The following is a 22,395-nucleotide window of genomic DNA, read 5'->3' on the forward strand; positions in this document are numbered from 1 at the left end:
TCGGCCCGCAGCCGCACTGTGTTCTTGAAACAGGAATTCTCCCATGCCCTTGACCCTCGCAGGCATTCGTAGCCGCCGGTTTTCCAACAAGCGCCTGACGCTGAGCACGAGCCTGATTGCGCTGGCAGCAATGAATGTGCTTGGCCAGGCACCGGCCCATGCCCAGGATCGTCCCTTCGGCTCCATGGTTGGCATGCAGGCGGGACGGACCATCGGTCCGAACGGGCAAGTCTCGGTGTGGCAGGGCGCCGACCGTCCGGTGATCTCCACCGAAGGCGATCGGGACCTGATGACGATCAGGCAAACGGAACAGAAGGCCATTCTCGACTGGGAGGATTTCCGCCTTCAGACCAAGGAAATTCTGGAGTTTCAACAGCAGTCGTCGGACTGGTTCGTCATCAACCGCGTCCACGGGGATCAGGCGTCCGAGATCAACGGCGAAATACGCGCGATCGGCTCGGTCTATATTTTCAACGATAATGGCGTGCTCATCGGCGATGACGCGGCCGTCAATACGCGGCAACTGGTCGTCGGATCGGGCATTTCAGATGTCAATGTGGACGGCAACACGACCACCTTGACCCAGAGCAGCAGCAAGGCCGTACTGGATTGGAAGAAATTCGAAGTCCAGACCGGCGAAGTCCTCAAGTTCGAGCAGCAATCGTCCGACTGGATCGTATTCAACAACGACCTGACCGGCACCGAGAACCCCAGTCTTGAGCCGCAGCGCATCGCCGCCAACGCCACAATCAACGGCACGGTGGAAGCGGACGGCATTCTGGTCGTCAATGACGATACGGGATTCAACATCGGACAGGACGCCGCGATCGATGCCGACCGGTATTTTCTGACCCAAGGGGTCAGCGACATCTCTGTCAGCGGCGGCAATGTCAGCATCACCCAGGAGCGCGAGCGCGCGGTCGTCAACTGGAGCGACATGAACCTGGCGCGCGGCCAGAGCATCACCCTTCATCAGGAAGGCGAGGACTGGCTTGCACTCAATCGCCATCTTGGCGGCGGGCTGTTGCAACTGGACGGCGCGATCACCGCTGATGCCGGCATTCTGCTCGTCTCGCGCGATGGCCTGGCGATCAACGGGACGATCGACGCCGGCCAGGTCATTGCCTCCGCGCTGGAGATCCGGGATTTCGCTTTCAACGGATTCACGCCCGGCAACAGCGGCGGCGGGCTGCTCTCCTATGCGTACAGCGCCGGGCGCAGGCTCGATCCGACATTCAGCAACAGCTGGATCTATTCCACGTCCAACATTCCCAATAACACCCCGCAGGGCAAGACCGACCGCTACCTCAACCTGCTAGAAGAAATGCCCGTCGTGGCCGATCCGGACAACCCGCTGCTCTATGCGGTGACGATCGGTCGCGAGGCGAGGATCAGCACGGGCGATCAGGGCAAGATCATGCTCTTCGGCCCCAATGTCACCAACAGCGGCATCCTGAACGTCCAGGACGAAGGCCAGGTGGTGATGGCCGCCGGCGACAATGTGTTCATCGAACGCGCGCAAAGCGACGATGCCAGGCTAGAAATCTACACCAGCGTCCACAATCCGCTCGACTTGCGGACCAGCTATGTCAGCAGCCAGTCCTACGCACCCGCTTTCCTGCTTTGGGCGCGCGATCCCGATGCCAACAACCAGATGCGGCCGGCCGATAGTCCGATTTCCGCAGAATGGGTCGATTTCGTAAACGCGGTGACCGGGGGCAAGCCGGATGGGGCCGGCCTGTACGAAGCAGGCGATGTCCTGCCGAAAGCCATCGCTCAAAGCCTGGTAGGAGTCGGCGGAAATGGCACACTGATCCTCGACTATCTCGACGCGCGCCGCCTCGCCCGGGCGGAGCAATATGGCTTCACTGTCCGCAATGATGGGATCATCAACGGAACCGTCGGCAGCGATGTAGATCTGCGCGGCTGGACGATCGAGCAGAACGGCGCTGTCTCGCTGACATCCACGGCCAATTTCCGGGCCGACATCACGATGCACGCGCTGATGCAGGACCATGCCGTTCAGGGGCCGAATCCGCCTATGGCCGGAAACGGGTCCATCGTGTTCGGCAAGAACAGCCTGACCCAGATCACGCCGGACCTCGAAGCGGACGACATGCTGCCGCTCACTGAGGGCAACCAGTCGGTCGGCAGCCTGCATATTGCGGCCGGCAGCATTCATTTCCGCGAGGATTCCACCGTTTACCTGCCCTCTGGCACGGTGGAGCTTTACGCCGATGCCGACCAGGCGGTGCGCGATCCGCTTGGAAATGGCGGCAATGCCAACAGCCAGGATGGCTCGCGGCTGATGATGGAAGCGGGGGCGACGATCGACCTGTCCGGTTGGGACGTGAACCGCGCCATGGGCTATCATCAGGTAACCGGCAGGGTTTTCGTGGCCCAGCTCAGGGATACGCCAGTTCAGGATGGCGGGCCGCTCTATCGGCAGGAGATCAATGTCGACCGGCGCTATGGCACCAATGTCGCGGATTGGCAGAGCTTCGACAATCTCAATCAGCTAACGCTGGACCAGATGATCGTCGATGGCGGCACATTGACGATCGCCAGCGGCGACGATTTCATCATGAAGTCGGGATCGGTGATCGACGTTTCCGGAGGATCGATCACCTACGACGCGGGCTATGTCTATACGACCATGCTGCGGCGCCTGGACGGAACCGTTATCGACATTCGCGAAGCCGATCCCGATGAGATCTTCATGGGCCTGGCGGACCAGTGGACCGACTACGACACCAAATGGGGCCAGCAGAAAAGCTATCACATCCCGCTCGTCTCCTCGGCCCGTGGGCGGTATGAGGAAAGCTATGTCGAAGGCGGTAATGCCGGCACGGTCGGCATCTGGGCGCCGGACGGTGTGTACCAGGGCACGTTCCGCGGCGATGTGACGGTCGGCAAATATCAGCGGACGAACTTGCCCAAGGCCGGCGCGCTGACCATCAATCGCGAAGGCGAATTCGACCTCGAATATATCAGCAACCGCGTGCTGATTTCCAAGGCCGCTGCCGAGTTGGGCGCGGGCTTTGCCTTCGACGACAGTCTGACCACTGTCTTTGGCGACATCTTCGGTGAGGAAGAGGACCGGACCGGCACCTCCGACGGCAAGGGCAATCTCACCCTGTTGTCGGAGGATCTGTTCGAGCACTCGACCATGGGCGAATATGAAATCACCCAGTGGCAGATGCGCGACGGCAACAGCTTCTCCGAAACCGTCGATGACGGCTATGACAATCAATATGTCGTTGTGGAGGACGGCGTCGACCTGAACTTCGCCAATGGCGCGGACTTCAGCATTATCGGCACAAGCTCGATGTATTTCGGCGGTTCGATCACGTCCAACGGCGGCGACGTGGCGCTGCGCGGTCAGGGCATCGTCTTTGGCGACAGCAGCTTCATCGACACCAGCGCCAGCTGGCATACCGAATATGAGCTGACCGATTACCGCCCGCTGGCCGAGCGGCCGATCGTGAACGGCGGCAACATTCTGATCACTGCCTTCCGCAATGATGAAATCAACGCGCCCGAAGACGGAACCTACGAATTCATCCTGCCCGAAAGCGTCTATTTCAACGCCAATGGCGGCGGCTATCTGAACCGTGATGGGGTACTCACCGCCGGCAAGGGCGGCGACATCAACATCCGCAACTACATGCAGCTCGACAATCCGGTCGATCTGTCGGGGGCGTTCAATGCCCAATCGCTGGGCCTGGGTGGCAATGGCGTCTTCGCGCTGGAGAGCAGCGGCGAGCTGTTCGTGGGGCGCGAGCTTCCCGCCGATGCGGATACCCGGAACATCGTCGCGCGGATCGACCCCGGTCTGTTCGACGCGATGCCATTTTCCGGCATCTACCTGAACGCTCCGAAGATCGGCGTCGCACCGGGGACGACCATCAAGGCGACGCAGGCGACCATGCAACTGTCCCCGACGACGCTTGCCAACGGTGTGCCGGCGGCATGGCTCGCGGAGTCGGGCAGCGACATTCTGGATGTGACGACCACCGGCTATCTTGAACCGGGCTATCGTGCCGAGGGATTGCGCGACGGCGCCCTGATCGGCTTTACCGGCCTGCCCTGGTCGGACGCGCAGCTCCGCATTTCGACCGTCAGCCTCCAGCCTTATGGCAACGGAGAGGGCCCGCGCACCACGTTCGATGAGCATTCCTCCCTGGAGGTCAATCCCGGCGGGCGCATCATCTTCGATGGCGACCTCGCGGGCAGCTTGATCGCTCCAGGGGGTGACATCACCCTGGGCGGCCACTTGTTCTCGACGGCGCGCGTTCTCGCGCCCGGCGCGTTGCGCGTCACCGGTCGCCGGGTGGACGGCAATGGCAATGAGCTAGTGCTCGGAGAAGTTCTGGGCGGCGGCACGATCACCGTGAATGGCGACATCACGCCGCTTACGGTCGACGAAGGCGCGATCTTCGATGTGTCGGGTACAAGCGCACTGCTCCATGTGCCGGTGCAGGAGAATGGTGGGACGACGCTACGGCCGACGACGATCGCATCCGACGGGGGACTCATCAACCTGCTGGGCAGCAACATCGACGTCAACGATGCCACCTTCCGCGCGTTCGCGGGCGGAGAAGGTGCGCGCGGCGGCACTTTCCGTCTGCAATGGAGCAGCGGCGATTATGAGGCGTTAAAGCACGGCAACCCGATCAGCTTGCGGAGCGCGCTGACCAACACCTATTTCTATCTGAAGAGCGGCGGCACGGTTCGCGGTCTCATAGATGTCGATCTGTCGACGGTCGATTTTTCCAGAAACACGCAATTGAACGGCCTCGATTTCGCGGAGGGGACTTATCTTCCTGACGTGGATTCCGTGGTCGCGGCATTCGAGGCCTATTATGCCGCTGAACTCACCGTGCCGCCGCCGGTGCTTTACATTGGCGAAGGCGAAAATGGCGGAGCGCTGGACTATGGCGATCTGCCGCAACTCGATCCGGCCTTCCTGCCGCTCTATGAACGGCTGAATTTCACCCTTCCCACCTTGCCCGAGCGCGCGGCGACGATGACCTTGTCACCGAGCAATATCGCTGCGGGCGGCTTTGGCAGCGTGCAGATCTCCGCGACCAGCGCCATGGTGTTCGCGGGCATCTCGCAGCTTGGCGGTCGCGCGCCCGACGGCAGCTATCTGATTGATGAGGTCATGCTGTCTGCGCCGCAGATCTATGGGATGGATGACGGCGATTTCACGCTTCTCGCGAACAGGGTGCGCCTGACCGAGCGTGGCATTTTCGACAATGGCGGCATCACGGCCGGGCGCGTGGACACGGCCCGGTTCGGCGCTGCGCTGGCAGAGGTCGGCATCTCGGCCGAGAATACCGCCACGCTCTCGATCGAGGCCGGCAGCCTGCTGGAGATGACGTCGGCGGAGTTCATCGGCTTTGAAGACATCACGCTGAAGAGCAACGGCGATCTCCGCTTTGCTCCCACCAATCTGTTCGCCGAGCTGGAGGCGCCGAAAGGGGCGCTCACCACCGGCGGCGACCTCACACTCGTGGCAGATCAGATATATGCTGCATCGGGCCGGATCTTCACCGTCGATGCGGGAGGCACGCTGGCGATCCGGGGGGCGGACGCAGGCACTCTGGTCAATGCAACGCCGCTGGAGGGCGGCGCCAGCCTGACGCTGCGCGCCGCACGGATCGAGCAGGGGGGCGTGCTGCGCTCTCCACTTGGTTCGATCGACCTGGTGGCCGTGGACGACGGCAGCGAGGGCGCCGGCACGATCACGCTGCTGCCGGGTAGCATCACCTCGGTTTCGGCCGATGGCAATGTCATCCCTTACGGACGCCTGCAAAATGGCGACACCTGGGTCGATCCCTTCACCCAGAAGGAGTTGGCCTTCCTGCCCGATCGCGAGATCAATCTGGATGCCGATGTCATCGATCTGGCGACCGGGGCGGTCGTGGATATTTCCGCTGGCGGCAATCTGATCGCCAGCGAGTTCGTGCCCGGCGTCGGTGGCACGACCGACTGGCTGACGGGCTATCGCGACGATGACTATCGGTGGGTGAGCGATGCTTCGCAGGTGTTCGCGATCATCCCCGGCTTCGACGCCGACGTGACGCCGCTGGGCACCGGCAACGGCTATGCCGCCCCTAACCTCGGGAAGATCTATCTTTCCGCTGGCGAGGGCGGGCTGCCGGCTGGCGAGTACACGCTCCTGCCGGCCGAATATGCCTCACTGCCCGGCGCTTATCGCGTCACGGCGATGCATCAATATGGCGATTACACCAATATCGCGCTCGGCAGTTCCGCGCCCAAGGCGGACGGCTCGCTGATCCAGGCGGGTTATCGCTTCGTCGCGGGGGCCGACGGCTCCATCGCCTATCGCGATCAATATACCAACGGCTTCCTGGTCATGGGCCGCGACGTCCTGACGAAGCGCTCGCAATACAATCTCGCCAGCGCGACCGACTATTTCGATTCCGAAGCGTTCCTCCAAGCCGCCAAGCGCCGCAACCTGCAGGTCGATTCGCTGCCGCGGACCCCGAACGATGCGGGAGGTCTGACACTCATCGCCGGAACGTCGCTGGTACTCGACGGTACGATCGATGCAGCGGCGGTCGAGGGCGGCCGGGGCGGCTATGTCGATATCAGCTCCTCCCGCATTCTCGTGGCCGGTGCCGACACCGATCTTGCGAGTTATGAGGATTATCTGCACCTCGATGCGGATCGCCTGGTTGGCTTTGGCGTCAGCAGCCTGCTGTTGGGCGGCGTGCGCAGACAGACCGAGACCGGCACCACGATCGATGTCAGCGCGAGCGATGTGGTGATCGATACCGCAGGCGCTACCCTATCGGGCAGCGATATGATCTTCGCGGGGCGCAACGGCGTCACGGTCAAGTCCGGCTCGATCATAGAGGCGGCCGGGGAGTTCGCATCGCCGACCGAGAGCTATTCGCTGGCGCCCGCTTTCGGTCTGTTCACGGACGACATGGGCACGCCGACTTATGATGGTGACGACCAGTTCATCCACGGCAATCTCGATCAAGGCGCGGTGCTGCACGTCTCGGCTGGCGAGCGCGCCGATTTCCTGCGCGATGGCGAAGCCGTGGATGCGATGGCGGTCTTGCGCGCCGATCCCGCCCGTCTGGCAGCTTATAATGCCCGCCGACTGGAGCGCGGCCTGCCGCAGATCGATGCCGATGGCGGCCTGCTGTCCATCGAAGCAGGGGCGCAACTGACCGGGCACTCGCTGGTGCTCGACGCAACGCGCGAAACCCTGCTCTCGGCGGATGCAGACGTTACGGCCGACCAGATCACCGCTGCCGCATCGCAGGTCAGCATCGGCAACGCCCCGGTTGGCACGGGCGGCCTCGTCTTTGCAGGCGACACGGCGGCCATGCTCTCCAACGCGCGGGATGTGGCGCTCAAGAGCTATTCCAGCATCGATTTCTATGGCGCTGTCGAGTTTGCGACGGAAGGCGATCTGACGCTCGACGCGCGCCAGATCCGCCTGCTCGACAATGGCGGCGGCGAAGCGCGGATCACGGCGGACACGCTCACGCTCGCCAATAGCAACGGCGGGGAAATAGCGGCGACCGGCGGCGCGGCGTCGCTGCTGCTGTCCGCGCAGGACATTCTGCTGACGGGCGGGGTCAAGGCGATCTCGGGCGCGGACTCCATCGCCCTGCACGCGAACCGGCAGATCGTCGGCCGCGATGCAGGCGGCCTGAACGTGCCCGGCGCGCTGGCCATCACGGCGGGACAACTCACCGTGGAGAACGGCGACGTGCTGGCGATCAATGCGGGCGGCGCAATCACGATAGGCAGCGTGGCGGGTGTGGAGCCGGCCAACGCCAATTCGCTGGGCGCAACCCTCTCGCTGACAGGCTCCAGCATCACGCATAACGGCCGCATCGGCCTCAATGCGGGGACGGTGAGCCTGCGTGCGACGAACGGCGACGTCACGCTGGCCGAGGGCAGCAGCGTCGACGTTTCTGGCACTGCCTTTGAGTTGTTCGACCAAACGATCGGCATCAATGCGGGTGCGATCAATCTGACCGCCGACAGGGGCGATGTCGTGCAGCGTGCGGACGCGGTGCTGAATATTTCCGGCGGTCCGGCGGGCAATGCCGGCGCGCTGAACATCGCGGTGCCGCAGGGGCTTGCGCTGCTGGACGGCACGCTGAAGGGCGAAGCGGCCGAAGGACGGTCGGCTGGCGATTTCGGCCTGCGGATCGGCACTTTGACGGACTTCGCCGCGCTCAACGCCGTTCTCGCCGCAGGTGGGCTGAATGGCGACCGCAGCTTCGAAATCATGTCCGGCGATGTGACGCTGGACGGCGTGACCGAAGCCGAAAGCCTTTCGCTTGTCGTCAACAGCGGCTCCATCAACGTCACCGGCAGGGTCGAGACGACCGGCGCCAATGGCGGTGAAATCGCGCTGGCGGCGTCAGGCTTCGTCACACTGGCCGGTTCCTCCGCGCTGATCGCCGCCGCAAAGGGCGAAAGCGGCGCGGGCGGCCATGTGAAGGTCGAAACGGCCGGTGCCAACAATGGCCGGATCGCGATGGCGAGCGGCGCGCTGATCGACGTCAGCGGGGCCGAAGGACGCGGCGGCACGGTGCATTTCCGCGCGCCGCAGATCGGCACCGGAGAGGTCGCCATCGGTGCGCTGTCCGGCACGATCACCGGCGCGGACAGAGCGATCGCCGAAGCCTATCGCGTTTATGGCGATGTGGCGGTGATCGATGCTGGCCTCGCAGCGCAGGTGACGGGCGACGCAGCCGCCTTCATGGATGCGGCGAGCGCCAATGGCGTGCAGGCGCGTCTGGGCGATGTCAGGCTGGTGCCGGGCATCGACATCCGGGGTGACGGCGACATCGAGCTGACGGACGACTGGGATCTGTCCGGCGTCCGCTTCGGTCCGGATCAGGTTTCGGGCGTGCTTTCGCTGCGTGCTGCGGGCGATGTCCTCATCAACGCCAATCTCACCGACAACGCCGCTGATGCGCCATGGCACTGGGATGTGAACCTTGTGGCCGGTGCGAACGCGAACAGCCCTTCGGTCCTCGCCGTGCTGGCGCCCGGCCTGCTGGCCGATGGCAAGGGTTCGGTCATCATCGGTGGTGAGGCCGACAAGCTGGACGTGACAGGGCTCAATCCCGGCAATTACGACATGACGGTGATTGTCGGCGAACTCGATGCGGTCGATTACAGCGGAATCTGGGACCTCTACAATGTGATCCTCAATCACTATTTGGCCGGAACCTTGCCGGAAGCGGCATATTACGAGGCCGACTTGTTCTTTTGGGATCCCAGCCCCGAAGTCGTGACCACGGGCGTGACTGCCTTCCTGCTCGAGAACCACCCTTACGCCTTCGCGCCCAGCAGCGATTTCGACAGCGCCTACCAGGCACTGAACAGCCGAATCGAAGCCGACTATCTGGACAGCCTTTCAGGCGCGGATCTGGCCGCGTATCAGGCCATCGCGCATGGCGGGAATGGCTATTACGATGGGAACGCCACAGGGCGGGAGGCCTATGAGCGGCTGGTGCTACTCCTCGGCAGCAACTATCCCGACATCTTCAATAGCGCCGTGCTCCAGCTTGGCACCGCGCCACTCCCGGCGGCCCCCCATTATCTGCGCGTCAACGGCACCGAGAGCGCGCTTTACCATGTGAATTCCGACGGATCTCTCGGTGCCGAGCTGGACCGCGATATCGTCACCGGCTTCTATTATTATCTCGACGCCGCAGGCGACAAACAGCTTGTCCAATATGCCGATGGCGCGAGCGATTACGCCGATACCGACATCTATGCCCGCGATCCGCTGCCGTGGATCGGACGGTCGGTCAGCAGCAGTAGCCAGGAATACGCGGCGCAGACCTATGACCCCGTCGGCTATCGCGTCAGCACGGGCTCCGGTGCGGTGCAGGTGGCGGCGGGGCGGGATCTGGTGCTCGAGCAGCGCCCCTCCTCGATCCACGCCACGGGCGAAGCAGGGCGCATTTCCATCGCGGTTGGCGGAGACATCGTGGCGCACGATGTTCTGGCCAAGACGGTGGTGACCGATATCATCACCGAAGGACAGGCGGTCATCACGGCCGGCGGCGCGATCCGCAACCTAACCGTCTCCGCCCGCGACATGGATGTTCGGGCCGGTGGCGACATCACGGGCGGCATCTATCGCATCACTGGCGAGGGCAGTGTGGTTGCTGGCGGTTCCATCCTGTCCGGCAGCGTGGTCCGGCAATATGACCGTAACGACCCGCAGGCTCCCTATGCCGATTGCAACATCACCGACTCCAACGGGGCCTGCCACCCGGATGAAGACCCGGCAGCGGTCCTTCGCAGCTTCCCGCTCTACACCATCTTCGATAGCGGGGAGGCGGGCAATCTGCGGGTTGAGGCGGCAGGCAATCTGAACGTTGAAACTGCCTATGGCGGGGCCGAAGCGCGCATTTCGCTCTATTCGGCGGGCGGCGATATCATCGCCTGGAACAACGACTACAACATTGCCGCCGCGGAACTGACCAACGGCCTGGCCCATCCCAATGGGGGCATCTATCGTCCCTATTTTCTGCGGGACAACAGCATCGGCATCAATCTGGCGAGCGCCGATCTCGATGGTCAGATCTGGGCCGGAACGGTCGAGATGATCGCTGCCGGCGGCGACGTGAACGTGGAAGGCGGCTTCCGCCTTGCCCCGGCCGCGAATGGCAATCTGGATATCCTGGCCCAGAACAACGTCCGCATCGGCTATTTCAGCCGCATGGAGGAGGCCATGCCGACCGACGGCCGCGCGAATCTCGATCCCGCGTGGCGCCTGCGGATGTATCAGAACAATTATCGCGGGCAGTTGATGGGCATCTATATGATGAGCCCGCTCAAGGATAGCGGCAGCTATATCGGCAGCTATTATGGCGGCGTCTATGTCGGCAACACCAACGACACGAACATCCTGGATCGGAACCTGCTTCTGCATGAAGGCGATTTCGAGCCGAGCCGCATCTATGCAGGTTCGGGCGATATCGTCACCATCGGCGGTGTGGCTTCGGCCGAACAGCTGTGGATGAAGGCTGGCGGTAACGTCTATTTCCCCAACACGATCATCCAGCATAACAATCCGGGCGATGTCAGCCAGCTTACGGCAGGCGGCGGAATCTATTTCGGCTCCTTCAATCCGCCGCCTCCAGGCACCCAAGGTCCAGGTTTTGGTAGCCAGTTGCACGTTCGCGGACAGGGCCGGCTGGAAATCGAGGCAGGCACCGACCTGTGGATCCCCGACAACTCCGAAGGCATCACCTCCGACATTCTCTACGATATCGCACGCGTCGGCGGCAGCTTCGTCAATGTTCCGCTCGATCCGAACATGAAGGCGGCCGACATTGCGATCAGCGTCGGCTACAATCAGCAGCCGGCCTATGCCGATTTCGACGCCGCCTATTTCGATCCGGCGAATATGGCCGACATGGCGGATTATCTGCTGGGTGATATCGGTGACGGCCGGGAAGCGCCGATCTATCTGTTCGACCGCTTCTATGCACGCGGCAATGGTGCTGCGGTCGAGCTGGTCAGCGACGAGATGGCGGGCGGCTTCGTCAACTATGTTCGTTCGCTGCAAGGTATGCCGCCGCTGGCAGACGATGCCGCCCAGCGCGGCTATCTGGAGCAGGCGTGGGACTACTGGATCGCACTCCCCGCTTCGCAGCAGACGCCCTACGACACGCTGGTGCCGCGCTTCGCCGCAGGCCAGGCGGAAGACCTGAAGGGGGAATTCTTCCTGCCCGAACGGCGGCAGGGCCTGGTCAACTATGTGCGCGAATTGCAGGGGCTGGCTCCGCTGGAAACCGCGCAGGAGCAGAGCGCCTATATGGATGAGGCGCTGGCCCACTGGCAGGGGCTGGACACCGCCTACAAGGCACCCTTCTATCGTTCGGCGATGTTCCTTGAACTTCGCACGGCGAGCCGGGAGGCGAACGATCCGAACAGCGAGCGGCAGGGTTCGGTGAACCGGGGCTATGAGGCCATCGGCACGCTCTATCCGGGCGCTCAGAAGGCCGCTGACGAAAGCCTGGCCGAAGGCGAATCCCGCTGGCAGGGCAATTTCGAAACTTTCGCCAGCCGCGTGCTGTCGAACAGCGGCGGGGACGTATCGGTGGTCGCGCCGGGCGGCTTCTTCCGCCTCGCCAGCGCGGCCGCCAATGCCGAGCAGACCGGCCAGCCATCGGAAAGCAATGTGCAGGGCGACGCGTCCCGCGCCGGCATCGTCACGCAGGGCGGCGGCGAGGTGAATGTCCTCACTTACGGCGATCAGGACGTGAATCAGTCCCGCGTGCTGACCACGCAGGGCGGCAACATCCTGATGTGGTCGTCCTTCGGCAGCATCGCCGCGGGCAACGGTGCGCAAACCTCGCTGGCGCCACCATTCTACGATCGCAGCATCGACGCGCTGGCGAACCTCACCCGCGCGCCCGCCGGTCTGCCGACCGGCGCGGGTATCGGCACGTTGGCCACGACGCCGGGCACGCCCCCCGCAGACGTCGATCTGATCGCCAATTACGGTATCGTCGATGCCGGGGACGCCGGCATTCGGGTGTCGGGCAACCTCAACGTCTTCGCGATCGAGATATTGGGGGCCGATAATATCGACGTGGCGGGCCGCACGACAGGACTGCCCGAGGCACCCGCCGCGCCGCCGACCTCGCTCGACGTGGGCGATCTGGGGGCCAAATCGCTGATGGGCAGCGATCTGCTCGCCAATCTCACGGAATCGGTTCGCCAGAACGCCGCCGCCGCCACGCCTTCGCTGATCGAGGTTCGGGTCACCGGCTATGGCGACTGTACTGAGGGCGATCGTCGGCAGGAGTGTTCGTCACCGTCCCCGTCGGCACCAGGCACGGTATCACCGCAGGCGGGAGCGGCCGGGACTAGCCAGCGTTCAGCCACCTGGCCGGACAAGGAACTCGGGGTCGATCTCGCGGCGACCACCCTCGACGATGCCATGCGGGAGATCGGAGCGCTGTCGGGGTACAATATTCTCTACAGCACAGACGTCGCAGCGAACTTCCGGACTCTTCCCGTGCGGGGGTCGATGACGCTCCAACAGGCGATGTCGCGGCTTCTCGGCAAGGGGCTGCGCGCGGTCCTGATCGACGATCGCACGATCATGATCGAACCGAGCCGGTACGCCCGCAACAACTGAAGCCCCGAAAACACGCCATAGAGGGGCCGCCCAGATCGTGCGGCTCCCATCCCCTTCGATTGAGGAGCATTGTTCATGGTCTCACATTCTCCATCCAAGACGAGCGGCGGCGACACGCCAAACCTTCCGCTATTTTACCGCCATCCACAGCCGCTTTCGTCGTCAGCCCATGGCGAATGGCGGTTGCAAGGCGGCGATGCGTCCTTCGCCGCCGACACGTCCTATGTCCCTATCGTGGCCGGAGAGCTGATTGCAGCGTCGCGCCACTATCCCATCGTCTTTGCGGCCGGCGACGCCCAGCCCCTCGCGGTACTCGGGCTCCAGCGCCGCAACCTGTTCGTGAAGGACGGACGATGGGAGGCGGACGGCTACGTGCCAGCCTATGTTCGCCGCTATCCCTTTGGCTTCATCGCCACCGGCAAGCCCGATGAGTTCGTTCTGGCAATCGACGCCGAGTCCGAGCGTGTGGTGAAGTCCGCCGAGGAAGGCAGGTCGTTTTTCGAGGACGGAAAGCCGTCCGAGCTTACCAGACAGGCCCTGGCCTTTTGCGATGCATTTCAGTCGGACGCCAAGGCGACGCGGGTTTTCGCCGAGGCGCTGAAGGAACAGGATCTGCTGATCGACCAGCGCGTGGATGCGACGCTGCCCGATGGGCACAAGCTTGGGCTGGAAGGCTTTCAGATCGTGGACAGGGAAAAGTTCGGAAAGCTGCCGGACGAGGTGCTGCCTGCATGGCACCGCAATGGCTATCTCGCCTGGGTCCAATTCCATCTCGCCTCGCTTGATCGTTTTACCAGCCTCCTCAACCGCCAGGCATCAATCGGCGCCGCCGAACCGCAGTTACCGAAGACATCTCGGCCCAAATCCAGGAAGGAACTCGCATGATCGTCCGATCTGTTGCCGCCATCTCTCTCGTCATCGCGATCGCGTCGCCAGCATCCGCGCAGAACGGCGGTGGAAATGGGTCGCCGGCGCAGGCTGAGCCACAGCGGCTTGGCGGCCCGGCTGTACCAGGTGTGTGCCTGTTGTCGCGCGAGGCGATCTTCGCCAATGCCGCTGTGGGTAAGGCCGCGAGCACGCGGTTGCAGGAACTCACCCGCGCAGCCCAAACTGAGGTCGATGCGCAGCGGACGCCAATCGAGACTGAAGCGCGCGCGCTGGATGGTCAGGCCGACAGTGCGGAAATCCGGCAGCGGCGCACACAGCTCGCGCAGCGCTGGCAGGCGCTTCAGCAGCAGGCGGCGCATGACAGCCGAGAAATCGCGGCGACCCGCGCCAAGGCGCTGGAACGGATCGCGAGCGAAGCTCAGCCGGTCATCGCAGAGGTCTACGGTAAAAAGCGTTGCGGCCTGCTCTTTGATCGCAGTTCCGCGCTCGGCGGCAATTTTGTGAATGACCTCACCCCAGAGGTAGTGCGGCGCCTGGACATGAAGATCCAGACAATCACCTTCGAGCGGGAGCGGTTGCCCGAGCAGCAGCCTGCCGCTGCTCCACCGGCACAACGCTAGCGATTTGGGGGAACAGCCATGCTTCTGTCGATCGGCCTGATCGCTTTAGGCTTTTTACTCGGAGCCGGCGTGACGGGCATCATTGCCCTTCAGCTGTTCGGCATCCTTCATGCGGAGGCGGTAAGGGTTGTGGACAGTCACGGCGTTATGCTGTTTTCGGGCTTGCCATAGCCGCGTGCAGCGACCGGAAGCTCAACTCAAGCCGCGGGTTTGTCCGTCGTCACTCTGTTGCGCCGAGCAAGGTGAGAGGAAACGGTTAAGCACAGCCCCTCTTGAGGTGCGCTAAGTGCGTTGTGACACGCTCAATGTTCATGGGCATATTCAGCGTGCGTTCCCGGCGGTTGAGATAGGTTAGCATGTGGCGCACTTTTTTGTGTTGGACATCGGCTGCGGATCGCCGCGTTGCAGATTCGTAATGATCGCTCAATCTCCCCCCACACCTCTCAGGCCGCCTGTGCGTGCTGCTGTTCGGACATCAGGCGGCTTCGCGATGCCCGGCTTGCATGCCGACCAGCGCTGCGCCGGCGGGGCTTATCCGCCACCAAGCTAACAACGGGCTCGGGCCTGATTCCGCCGAGGCGAAACCCCGCTTCAATAGCATAGTGAGAGCTGGATCGCTCGCGGACGCCAGGAAGCCCGGTTCCTTGACCGGCAATATAGCGAGTTCGGTCAGCGCGGCCCATTCCTCATCAGGCAGCAAACGGCCGCCAATCGCGCTGCCCGCCTTGGTCGGAGCGGTTGCAACGGGTTCCGCCTTGCGGCGCTTGCGTGTCGTCGGCTTGATTTCGCCAGCGAGCGCCGAGGCGATCCGGCGGCCGACGCGATTGGCGGCCTTCACCGATGGATCATGCTGCACGTGGGCGTAGATCATGGTCGAGCGCAGGTTGGCATGGCCGAGGATCGCGCCGGTCAGCGCCAGCGCCTCGCCGTTCGAGGTGGCCGTGGCACCGACCGTATGGCGCAGCGTGTGCGGCGTGACGCCCGGCAGCTCGGCCTTCTTGACGATCTTGGGCCAGATGTTCTTGGTGCCCTGGAAATAGCTGTCGCCTTCATCGGCGGGGAACACATAGTCGGTGCCAGCCACCTTCTCGATGCCCTTGAGCAAGGTCGCCGCCGCCAAGCAGAGCGGGCGGATCGACTTGCCGGTCTTGCTGTCATTGAGAACGAGCAAGTCATGCTCCAGATCGACCTCATCCCATTTCAGCTCGGCGATCTCATTGCGGCGGCAGCCGGTCAGCACCCACAACCGGGTGATGTTGAGCGCCTTGATGTTGACGCCCTCGGTCTCCAATGCATCACACGCTGCGCCGAGGCGGGCGACTTCCTCAAGTGTCAGGAACCGCGTCCGCTTGTTGTCAGACTTGTTGACCACAGCCTTTTCGCAAGGATTGGCCGCGACGATCTCATGCCGTTTGGCGAAGCTGAACACGGCCGACAGATCGCGGAACACCTTGCGCGCCGCGCCATTGCCGCCCTTCACGATGATCCGCGTGCGCGGTCCCGTCTTCTCATTCTTCGCCGTCTTGCCCGCCTCGACATCGCGGAAGAACCGCTCGATGTCGGCGGCGTTGACCTCCGTGACGCGCTTGTGCCCGAGCAGCGGCACGACATGATGACGCAGCCGGGCGACGGTGTATTTCTTGGTCAGGGGCTTCATCGGCTGGCCCTGACGCTTGCCGCGCTGGATGAAGCAGCCTTCCTCCTCATAGCAGTCGATCAGCCCGCTCATCTTCATCTCGGCGCGTTTCGCCTTGCGCTTGTTCGCGGGATCTTCGCCGACAGTGGCAGCAGCCAGCAGTTCCTTGGCCTTCTTTCTGGCCTGCTCAATCGTCAGGGTGCCGAAGCGGCCGACCGTCATGAACCGACGTGGCGCGCTCCGGCCGCCGCCTTCGGCGCGATAGCGAATGATGAAGGTCTTGCGTCCGGTCTTCGCGATGCGAACGCCGAACCCGGACAATTCGCTATCCCAAATCTCGTAGCGCTCCGCACGCGCCTCGGCTGCATCGACGACCGTTTTCGTCAGCTTGATCGACTTGTCTTCCGTCATCTCGCCATGACCTCCAAGCGGTCCCGCGCTCAAATTGGTGCCCACATGGTGTCCACCGAAAGCGGAAAATAGGGGTTTCCTCTTGGATTGTTCTAGCGTAGTTTGACACCGAAAACAACTTTGTATTCAGTGCTTTAATCGTAGAATAGCGGGCTGTGGCGAAGGCTGGAAAAGTGCCTGATGCAATTTTGCCAAGGTTGGGGTCGAGGGTTCGAATCCCTTCGCCCGCTCCAGTTTTTCAATTGCTTAGATATGCTTTTCGTCAGCAAGCATTTGATACCCTACTACATCTCCATTTGTTGGCTTTCTGACGCGCATCGCCGATAAAAAGCCGCGTAAGTTCGGCGGCGCGCATGCGCACGCTGTGTCAATCCTGAACCGGCAACTCGGCAGAGAGCTCCCTACGTGACCGGGGCGTCAAGCTACCCGAGCGGATAGGCTTCAAACGCACGGCCTTAGCCGTGGCTCGGAAGCTCACCGTTGTCATGCCGCCATGCTGAAATCGGGCGAATTCTTCGATAGGAACGCAAGCGCTCCGGCGTAGCAACGCGACCAGCAAGCAACTGGCCAGCGAATTCGTCCCTGCTGCGATATGGGCTGAACCATCCCGCTTGACGGAATGCACCGGATTCCACCGAGCGCGCCGCCCGCATAGGGAGGTTCCGTCCTACGAAGACCGACCGTGCGACGGCCCATGCCGACAGCGAAGACGACCCTGAACCCGGCATACGGTCAGTACAAAATCTGCTCACATGAAACCGCGCGATTAGACGACCCCGTGAAAACTCATGCCATGGTTCCGATCGTGCGACGGAACCGCAACAGTGCCACGGCGAAAAACGCCGCGCCGATCACCGCAATTGCGAAAAACTGCGGCCATACAACGTCAAGACCGGCGCCCCGATACAGGATCGCCTGCCCCATCTTCACAAAGTGGGTCGTCGGCGCGGCGAGCATGATCGTCTGGACGAAATCCGGCATGCTCTCGCGCGGGGTCATGCCGCCCGACAGCATCTGGAGCGGCATCAGCACCAGCATCAGGAGCAGGCCGAACTGGGGCATCGACCGCGCGGCGGTGCCCATGAAGATGCCGATCGATGTCGTCGCGAACAAATGGAGGCAGGCTCCCCCAAGGAACAGCGCGACCGAGCCTTCGATGGGCACATGCAGCAGGCCCCGGACAATGAATGTCAGCGAGAAAGCGCAGGCCGCCAGCACCACCAGCCCCATCGCCCAGACCTTGCTCGCCATGATTTCGAAAGGCGTCACCGGCATGACCAGAAGATGCTCGATCGTGCCGTGCTCGCGCTCGCGGATCAGTGCCGCTCCGGTCAACACGATCGACAGCATGGTGACGTTGTTGATGATCTCCATCAGCGAGCCGAACCAGCTTTGCGCAAGTGTCGGATTGAAGCGCGCGCGCAGGGCTAGGTCGACGGGCAGGGGCGCGGTGGCGCGCGTCCCGGCCATGAATTCGGACACCTCGCCCTGGACGATCTGCTGGATATAGCCGCCGCCGGTGAACGCCTGGCTCATCCGCGTCGCATCGATGTTGAGTTGAACGCTGGGCCGGCGGCCCGCCAGCACGTCCCGCTGGAAATCGGGTGGAATATCGAGTGCGAAGGTGAAGCGCCCGGCGTCCATGCCCTTGTCGACCTCGCTCAACCCCACCAGCGAGGGCTGGCTGAAGTGCGGCGGGTAGAAGGCGCTGGTGATCCGGTTCGACAGCGGCGACTGATCCTCGTCGACGATCGCGATCGGGGCTTTGTTCAGCGTTTCCGGCATGCCGGTGGCCGAGATGTAGATGTTGAACGTGAAGGTGAACAGGATCAGGAACAGCATCATCGGATCGCGCAGCAGGCTGCGCAGTTCCTTGATGCCGAGCCGGTAGATATTGGCGGCGTGCTCCACGGCCTAGCTCTCCTGCTTGCGCAGCAGGGCCGCGCAGACGAGCATGATGGCCGGATAGGAAATCGCCAGTGCGGCCAGTTCGCCGCTCAGATCGGCGAAGCCCAGTCCCTTGGAGAAAACCCCCCGGCAGATGGTGACGAACTGGGTCGTGGGGAAGATCGTGCCGATGACCCGGCCCGCACCCTCCAGCGAGGAGATCGGATTGATGAGCCCGGAAAACTGAATCGCTGGCAGGATCGTGCCGACAGCGGTTGCGAACAGCGCGGCGATCTGGCTGCGCATGAAGGTGGAGAACAGAAGCCCCATCGCTGTCGCCGACAGAATATACAGGAATGCGCCCGCGGTCATCGTGGCGAGGTTGCCGGTGATCGGCACGCCGAACATCACGATCGCCATGAGAACCAGGAGGACATAGTTCAGCATGGCGAGGGCCACATAGGGAAGTTGCTTGCCGAGAAGGAATTCCAGCCGGCTGATCGGCGTCACATAGAAATTGATGATCGACCCCAGTTCCTTTTCCCGAACGACGCTGAGCGCGGTCAGGATCGCGGGGAACAGGAGCAACAGGATCGGGATCACCGCCGGCGCGATCGCGACAAGGCTTCGCACATCGGGATTGTAGCGGTAGCGCAGTTCGACATCGACCAGACCCGACGCCGGACGCTCACCAAGTTCCTGAACCGCAAGGTCGCTGAGCCACTGCCCGTGCATGGCCTGGAGATAGCCCTGCACCGTCTCGGCCCGCTGCGGCATCGCGCCGTCCATCCATACGCCGATCTCGGACGGGATGCCGCGCCGCACGTCGCGCGCGAAATTGGGCGGAATCTCGATCGCGACGCTCAGTTCCCCCGACCGCATCCGCTTGTCCAGCTGGGCATAGTCGGTGATCTCCGGCCGCTCGACGAAATAGCGGGAGCCGGCGAGGTTCAGGGCATAGTTCCGGCTAATCGTGGTGTCGTCACGGTCGAGGACGGCGAACGGCAGGTTCTCGACATCCATGCTGATCCCATAGCCCATGATGAACATGAGGATGACGCTGCCCAGCAGGGCCAGGGTCGCGCGGATCGGGTCGCGCTGTAATTCCAGGGCCTCGCGCCTGGCATAGCTCATCATGCGTCGCTGGCTGAACCAGCCGGACAGGCTGTCGTGCGCCGGCGCGTTGCCGTCCATGATTCCCGACTTGCTGTCCGTCACGGAGGCCGGGCGGCTATCTGCATCGCCGGTCGCCTCTTTGAGGCAATCGATAAACGCGTCTTCGAGGCTGGCGCTGCCGCGCTGCGCGACAATGGCATCGGGCGTGTCGGAAACCAGAACCTTGCCGGCATGCATCAGCGAAATCCGGTCGCACCGCTCCGCCTCGTTCATGAAGTGCGTGGAGATGAAGATCGTCACCCTGTCCTTGCGCGACAGGTCGATCATCATCTGCCAGAACTGGTCGCGCGCGATCGGATCGACGCCAGAGGTCGGCTCGTCGAGGATCAGCATCTCGGGCTTGTGGATCATCGCCACCGCAAGGCTGAGGCGCTGGCGCTGTCCGAGCGGCAATGCATCGGGCAATGCGTCCATGATCCCGGCAAGATCGAAACGCGCCTCCATCTCCGCGACCCGCGCGGGAATGTCCGCCTCAGGCACATGGAAAAGCTGCGCGTGTAGTTCGAGATTCTGCCGGACGGTCAGTTCGGAATAGAGCGAAAACGCCTGGCTCATATATCCGACGCGTCGACGCGTCGCCATATCGTCATTCTCGACCGGGCGCCCGAACAGCCATGCCTGACCTTCACTGGCCTGCAACAGGCCGGTCAGCATCTTCATCGTCGTCGATTTGCCACACCCGTTGGACCCGAGAAATCCAAAGATCTCACCGCGTTCGATGCGGAAATCGACGTGATCGACGGCGGTGAAGTCGCCGAACCGCATGGTGAGGCCCTTTGCCTCGATGGCGATCTCGGCCGCTTCCTCCTGCCCGCGCGGGGGAATGGTGACGGCCCGGTGCCCCTTGCGGCGTTCGTCGGGCAATAGCGCGATGAACGCGCGTTCCAGCGTCGTTTCGCCAGTACGTGCGTAGAAGTCGGCGGGACTGCCAGTGGCAAGTATCTTGCCCGCGTCCATCGCGACCAGCCAGTCGAAACGGGCGGCCTCCTCCATATAAGCGGTGGCGACAAGCACGCTCATGTCGGGTCGATCGGCCCGGATCGCGTCGATGAGATCCCAGAACTGGGCGCGTGACAACGGATCGACACCGGTTGTCGGTTCGTCCAGCAGCAGGAAATCGGGATCGTGGATCAGCGCGCAGCACAGGCCCAGCTTCTGCTTCATCCCGCCCGACAACTTGCCCGCCGGGCGTTTTCGGAATGGGGAGAGGCCCGTGCTGCGGGTCAGCCGGGTGATCCGGCGCTCCCGCTCGGCGGCGTCCTGGCCGAACAGCCGGCCGAAAAACTCCAGATTCTCGTCGATGGAGAGTGTCGGATAGAGGTTCTTGCCCAATCCCTGCGGCATATAGGCGATGCGGGGGCAGACCGCTTCGCGATGCGCCGCATCGGCCATGTCGCCGCCCAGCACCTCGACATGGCCCTCATGGATATGACGCGCGCCCGCGATCAGCGAGAACAGGCTCGATTTGCCCACGCCGTCCGGCCCGATCAGGGCAACCATCCGCCCGGCCGGTATGTCGAGGTCTATGCCGTCGAGCGCGATACTCTTGCCATAGCGGAGGCCGACACCCGACAGCCTGACGACCGGCTGAGGCTCTCCGCTGCTCATCGCGGCACGTTGACAGCCAGGTTGGCAGGCCAGTCGGTGCCGGTATCGATGCGGATATAGGCCATGCCGGGAAGGCCGGTCTTCACATGCGTGATATATTTTTGCAGCAGTGCCCGGTCGATACGCGCCTTCACGCGGAACATCAGCTTCTGCCGTTCGCTCGCGGTCTCCACTGTCTTGGGTGTGAATTGGGCGACATCGGCAACGAAACTGACTTTGGCGGGCACGACGTAGCCGGGCGCGGCGTCGAGCACTATGCGCACCTCATCGCCCAGCGCCACCTTGCCCGCCACAGTTTCAGGCAGAAAAAAGGTCATGTAGACATCACCCAGATCGACGAGGTTGAGGACCCGGCCGCCACCGGCCACGACCTCGCCCGGCTGCGCCACCCGATACTGGACGCGGCCTGCCCTGGGCGCCTTGAGATCACTGTCCTGGACGTCGGCCTCGATCCGCTGGATGGTAGCGCGTACCGCATCGACCTGAGAGCGCGCGCCGATTACCTGATTGCGCGCCGTGGTGATCGCGGCATCGACGGCGGCAAGCTGCGCGCGCGCAGCCTCGACCGCGGCGGCAGCACCCTCAACCTGCGCCTCATCGTCGTCGCGTTCCTGCACTGCGGTCGCGCCTTCCCGCGCCAGGGTGGTTGAACGAGTGAGGCGCTTGCGCGCGGCGTTGAGTTCCGCTTCGCGCTGCCGCACGGCGGCCTGTGCCGCGGCGCGGTTGCTCTGCTGCTGGGCGACCTGGCTCTCGGCGATCTTGATACCATTCAGCGCTTGCGCGAGCTGGGCCTCGGCTTCGGCCTTTTGCGCGACGAGGGTATCCGTATCCATATGGGCGACGACCTGCCCGGCCGTCACGAATGCCCCTTCGTCGACCAATATGTCGCGAATGCGTCCCGGCGACTTTGCCGAAACATCAATCTCGACACCTTCCACGCGGCCGTTGCCGCCGATGATCCCCGGCGGCAGACCGGCGGGTTTGAGGACTTT

Annotated in this window: 8 protein-coding genes; 4 read left to right on the forward strand and 4 right to left on the reverse strand. The window is 63.2% G+C overall.

The window, feature by feature from the left end:
- The first annotated feature begins 43 nt into the window (after nt 1-43).
- From L288_RS0122145 to L288_RS43515, 4 genes are all read left to right on the forward strand, one after another.
- Nucleotides 44-13,177 (forward strand): filamentous haemagglutinin family protein, encoded by a 13,134-nt coding sequence (locus tag L288_RS0122145; protein ID WP_031304815.1) that lies wholly within the window; start codon nt 44-46, stop codon nt 13,175-13,177.
- A gap of 75 nt (nt 13,178-13,252) precedes the next feature.
- Nucleotides 13,253-14,062 carry a SapC family protein gene (locus tag L288_RS38950; RefSeq protein WP_021239582.1) on the forward strand — a complete coding sequence of 270 codons (810 nt, stop codon included), beginning with the start codon at nt 13,253-13,255 and terminating at the stop codon, nt 14,060-14,062.
- Nucleotides 14,059-14,685, forward strand: coding sequence for an OmpH family outer membrane protein (locus tag L288_RS38955; RefSeq protein WP_021239583.1), 627 nt, complete (start codon nt 14,059-14,061; stop codon nt 14,683-14,685). Before L288_RS38950 ends, L288_RS38955 begins: the two co-directional genes overlap by 4 nt.
- Nucleotides 14,686-14,703: 18 nt before the next feature.
- Nucleotides 14,704-14,856, forward strand: a complete 153-nt coding sequence (locus tag L288_RS43515; RefSeq protein WP_021239584.1) for a hypothetical protein — start codon at nt 14,704-14,706, stop codon at nt 14,854-14,856.
- A 304-nt stretch (nt 14,857-15,160) separates the two neighbouring features.
- On the opposite strand, the gene L288_RS38960 is transcribed toward L288_RS43515, so the two are convergent.
- The 4 genes from L288_RS38960 to L288_RS38975 all read right to left on the reverse strand — a co-directional run.
- On the reverse strand, nt 15,161-16,732 hold the full coding sequence (locus L288_RS38960) for a tyrosine-type recombinase/integrase (RefSeq protein WP_031304819.1): 1,572 nt from the start codon (nt 16,730-16,732) through the stop codon (nt 15,161-15,163).
- Nucleotides 16,733-17,518: 786 nt separating this feature from the next.
- Complete coding sequence (locus L288_RS38965) at nt 17,519-18,643, reverse strand: ABC transporter permease (RefSeq protein WP_021239586.1); 1,125 nt, start codon at nt 18,641-18,643, stop codon at nt 17,519-17,521.
- Between the two features lie 3 nt (nt 18,644-18,646).
- Nucleotides 18,647-21,403, reverse strand: a complete 2,757-nt coding sequence (gene rbbA, locus L288_RS38970) for a ribosome-associated ATPase/putative transporter RbbA (protein WP_021239587.1) — start codon at nt 21,401-21,403, stop codon at nt 18,647-18,649.
- Nucleotides 21,400-22,395, reverse strand: a 996-nt coding sequence (locus L288_RS38975) for an HlyD family secretion protein (RefSeq protein ID WP_021239588.1), incomplete at its 5' end; no start/stop codon positions are given. The genes rbbA and L288_RS38975, both read right to left, overlap by 4 nt.

It is taken from the genome of Sphingobium quisquiliarum P25 (genome assembly GCF_000445065.1).
Classification (GTDB): Bacteria; Pseudomonadota; Alphaproteobacteria; order Sphingomonadales; family Sphingomonadaceae; genus Sphingobium; species Sphingobium quisquiliarum.